Below are 4,796 nucleotides of genomic sequence, written 5' to 3'. Positions count from 1 at the left end.
ATATTAATAGTTTTTATTTAGTATTAAAAGTAATAACACTACTTTGGCATAAAATGAAGGAACTAACACTGCAAGAAGTTCTAGGCTTACATTCTGATAAGGTATTATTCTTTTTAGGGTTAGAAGATAATGTATATTCCGCTTCTGAAAACATCTTATATTTGCATGAAAAAACCAACAATAAGGCACATGAAATTAAAAGTATATTACAAGCAATCTACAAAAATAAGTTAGTTGACCCGCTTAAAATCTTTGTGAATTTCAAAAATAGAAAGCTAGCAGTATTTCATTTAGAGAGACTGAGGAGAACGAAAAATATATTGGATGTTGGTAATGAATTATTAAAAATTACTTTTCTGAATACAAAACAAAAAGAACTGTTAAAGCAGTTCATGATGTTATTTCATGAACTGGACACTCAAAATATCAATATTATCGAGAGTTATAAAGCCGATATAAGCAGACTAGCTGATAAAATACTATTGTCCTTAATAAATTACATTAATAGATTAGATTTAAGTAAGTCTGAGATTGCAAGCTCTAATCCTTTAAATTTATTCGAACCAAAAGACCCGGACTCGGGATATTCCAGGCATTCAATTTTAAAAGAAGTATTACACAGATACGCTGATTCCAAAGAATTAATTAACTTACTTGAATTAATATCCGAGGGAGAAGTAGAACAGGTAAAACAAACTAAGCTTAAAGGTGATATACCTAAAGAATATATGCTTCTTATAACCGACCTCATAAACTTTGACGGTAATACCGAAATGATGAAAGCTCTTGTAGAGCATGTATTACTGGATAAGCTAGATAAAAGTATGATAGACAGCTTGCTGGCTAAAGCAGTAAGATATAAAAATATAGATCTAGCTAAATATTTTCTTGAAAGAGGAGCTGATCCTAACTTTTCTAGTGCTCTCTATGGAGCAGTAATTATTAATCGTATAGATATAATACGCTTACTTTTAAAATATAAGGCTAACCCTAATGGGTATAGTGCTTATTGTGTTCCACTAATTCAAGCAACCTACTGGAGTTATAAAGATATAGTTGGGTATTTGCCAACATTGGTACAAAAAGTGACTTAGGGAAATGCTGTATAGCTTTTAATAAGCAGGTTACAAAAGATTTAATTGGTCCAATTTATGGTATTTAAGTAATCTATCGAGGTCCCTAGGTTGTTATAGTTTTTCGAGTCATTGGAAATAATTTCTTCTATTCAAGAAAGGCTTGTGGCATAATCTATTTTACAGATCTTTTATACTACATAGAATAAATAAAGGTATAATCAACAAATAATGAAGCAATTCGGTTGCATTTTTATAAAGTAGTATAAACGGCCGTATATACGACATAAATTTTAGAGCAAAATATTAATAGGATATGCAAGAGTATCAAAATCAGATGGAAGCCAAAATCTGGATTTACAAAGAGATGAGCTAATAAAAGCTGGAGTAGACAAAAAAAGAATTTATGAGGAATATGCCAGTGGTAAAAGAGAAGATAGGCCAGTTTTAGATAATTGCTTAAAAGCATTGCGTCCAAAAGAAGATACTCTAGTTGTTTGGAAGTTAGATAGATTAGGAAGGAATCTGCGTCATTTGATAGAAATAGTACAAGATCTAGAAACACAGGGGATAGGATTTCAAGTATTAACGGGGAAAGGTTCTTGTATTGATACTACGACTGCTTCCGGAAAGATGATATTTGCAATATTTGCGGCATTATCCGAGTATGAAAGAGAGTTAATTAGTGAACGCACTAAAGCAGGATTAAAAGCAGCAAGGGCAAGGGGTAGGAAAGGAGGTAGAAAGTTTATTATGACAAGAACTAAGCTAAATATAGCACGGACTGCCCTTAAAGATCCTGATACTAACATTAATGAATTATGCAAAGAGCTAAGGATTACAAGGTACACATTATATAGATATCTTTCTCCTGAAGGAGAATTAAGAGAGTATGCTCATAAACTTATATCCATGGAAAATGCCTAGATTAAACATTTTATCATTTGCAGAACAAGAAGGATTTGATAATCCAAGAGAATTAAGTGGTGAAGAGCGTAAGATACATTTTAGAATAAATAGTAGTGTTAGTAGCTTTCTTAAGTCAATAAGAAAGCCGGAGAACAAGTTAGTATTTGCTTTAACTCTATATCATTTCAAAATTTCAAAAAAATTTTTTGCATTCGCTGCGTTCAATATAAAAGATATAAAATATGTATCACACTTATTACAGTTAGATAACCTGAAAGGTAAAAAAAGTAATTTAGGAAGCAAAGTTTTTCATAAATATAAAGAGCAGATTGCTGAATATTTAGGTTATCAAACATTTGATCAAAAAGCTAAAGTTCTCTTGTACTCTAAGACTTATAAGTTGGCGATGCAGTATGTAAAACCTAAGGTAATATTTAATGACTGTATAGAGTTATTACTGGAGCAAAAAATAGAAATACCAAAATACAATACTATTAGAGCAATTATTATAGAAGCTCTCCAAGAATATAAAAATTCTTTACTTAATATATTAGAAAAAAAATTAACAGTAGAAATTAAAGAGTGGCTTGATGAATTATTATTATTTGATATAGATAAATCTGTTTATAAGCTAACTTTATTGAAAGGGTTTTATCAATCAGTAAAACCAAAAGAAATTAGGTTTAATACTAGTGACTTCATTACATTACAAGAGAAGCATGATAAACTTCAATCGATAATAAAGGAATTACCTATAAATGCTAGAGGTATTGAGTATTTTGCTACGACTGTAATTAAATCTGATGTTTTTAGAATTAAGAGACGGATGTAATAAAAGCATTAGATGAAAGTTTGGCGAAAGAAGAATCAAGCTATTTAGATTACGGGTATTATGAAGTTCTTGCAGAAAAATCCAGAATCTTACAAATAAAATTATCTCCCATATTAAAAGTATTAAAATTTGATAAAAGCAAATCATCTGCTGTAGATACCATAAAAGCAATAACATATTTTCAAGGAAAAGAGGGGAATATTAATTCAAAACCACCATTAGAGTTTTTAAATTATGAAGAAAGAAAAGAAGTGATATCAAATGATAAAATAAGGATATCTCTTTATAAAGCTCTGTTGTTTAGAAAAATTACTGAAAATGTTAAATCCGGTTCTTTAAATTTGGTCTCATCTTATAAATTTAAAGCATTAGATGAATATATGATCCCAAAAGATGAATGGGAAGAAAATAAAGAGCTAATATTGAAGCAAGCCGGTTTAGAAAAATTTCGTGATTGCGAAAAAGTATTAAAGGAACTTGAAATCATATTAGATAAAAGATACGTTGAAACTAACGACAATATCTTAAATAAAAAGAATCAGCTGGTTAGAATAAAAGCTATGAATAATTTTGTTATGCATACCCCTGCTGTGGAAACTGAGGAATCGAAGTTATCTGATTATTTACCTGATTCACGTACTGTTTCAATGCAAGAGATTTTATCTACGGTAAGTAATTTATCAGGATTTTTAAAGTGCTTTGAGTTTTATAAGACCACACATGGAAGAAGAAAACCCTCTAATGAGTTAATAATAGCCGGTATAATGTCATTGGGGTACGGTATGGGTAATAATGATATTGCCACTATATCTAAGGGTATATCTTCCTCAGCTTTAGAAAATATAGTTAACTGGTGCTTTACAACTGAAAATATAAGAAGCGCAATAGATGAAATTCTTAGACTAACTGATGCAACAGGCATACCTAATTTATACCTTGATGATAATAAAATCCATACTTCATCTGATGGACAGAAATGGAAAGTTATGTATGACTCTCTCAATGCCAACTATTCTTTTAAATATCTTGGAAAAGATCAAGGTGCTACTGTAGCTAGTTTTATTGATAAAAGGCATTTTTTATTTTATTCTACTGTAATGAGTTCATCAATTAGAGAGGCAGCTTATGTAATTGATGGCTTGATGTATAATGAGGTTGTGAAAAGTGATATACACTCAACCGATACTCATGGATATTCAGAAATAGTTTTTGGTGTAACCCACTTTCTATCGATACTTTTTGCACCACGTATTAAATGTGTAAAAGATCAGATATTATCAATGTTTCCCGGTTACAAAACTAAGTATAAATTAAAAGAATATAATATCCTTCCCACACATACTATAAATATAAAAATTATCACAGAATGGTATGATGAAATACTAAGATTTATTGCAACCATAAAACTTAAACGTTCTACAGCATCTCAATTACTTTCAAGACTTAATTCATATTCTACTCAGCATAAACTTTACCAAGCATTAAAAGAGTTTGGCAAGATAATCAAATCTATATTTATATTAAAGTACATAGATGATCTAAATTTGCGCCAATCTATTGAGAAGCAACTTAACCTCATTGAAAATAATAACAAATTTTCTAATGCTATCGCACAAGAGAATGACCATTCGTTTATACAACAAACTCAGAGTGAGCAAATAATTGTAACGGCTTGATTTTATAAATACAAATTCCAGCAATCAAGAGCAAATGTTGTCCAGAATTAATTGCGATTAGAAAAACAGTTTGGCCAGGATTAAATGATTTTATAAATTTTTTGTCCAGAAATAAGTGATTCTATAATTTTATTTTCCAGGATTATTTGCGAATGAGCTGCAAGCCTAGTATTTCTTATAAAATTACACCTAATTTATGAATTTCTTTATTAAGCTCTTCCCGGCGGCTTGGGGATAATTGTCCCCTTAAATATGCTTTTACTTCATGACGCCTGGCATTGAGATAATCACATAATATTGTTAGGT

General features: G+C 30.2%; 4 protein-coding genes. All 4 read left to right on the top strand.

Annotated elements, in window-relative coordinates; translation table 11 throughout:
* Positions 1-1,094 (top strand): ankyrin repeat domain-containing protein (locus NF27_RS08535; protein ID WP_204367890.1); only part of this gene is annotated, 1,094 nt, incomplete at its 5' end.
* Between the two features lie 282 nt (positions 1,095-1,376).
* Positions 1,377-2,000: a recombinase family protein gene (locus tag NF27_RS08530; RefSeq protein ID WP_039458346.1), complete on the top strand. Its 624-nt coding sequence runs from the start codon at positions 1,377-1,379 to the stop codon at positions 1,998-2,000.
* On the top strand, positions 1,993-2,814 hold the full coding sequence (locus NF27_RS08525) for a DUF4158 domain-containing protein (protein WP_039458344.1): 822 nt from the start codon (positions 1,993-1,995) through the stop codon (positions 2,812-2,814). Before NF27_RS08530 ends, NF27_RS08525 begins: the two co-directional genes overlap by 8 nt.
* A 20-nt stretch (positions 2,815-2,834) precedes the next feature.
* Positions 2,835-4,490 (top strand): Tn3 family transposase, encoded by a 1,656-nt coding sequence (locus tag NF27_RS08520; RefSeq protein ID WP_053332718.1) that lies wholly within the window; start codon positions 2,835-2,837, stop codon positions 4,488-4,490.
* The last annotated feature ends 306 nt before the right edge of the window (positions 4,491-4,796 follow it).

Source organism: Candidatus Jidaibacter acanthamoeba (genome assembly GCF_000815465.1).
Lineage (GTDB): Bacteria > Pseudomonadota > Alphaproteobacteria > Rickettsiales > Midichloriaceae > Jidaibacter > Jidaibacter acanthamoebae.
Note: the sequence above shows the minus strand (reverse complement) of the source record. Positions and strands in the feature narration are given on the sequence as shown.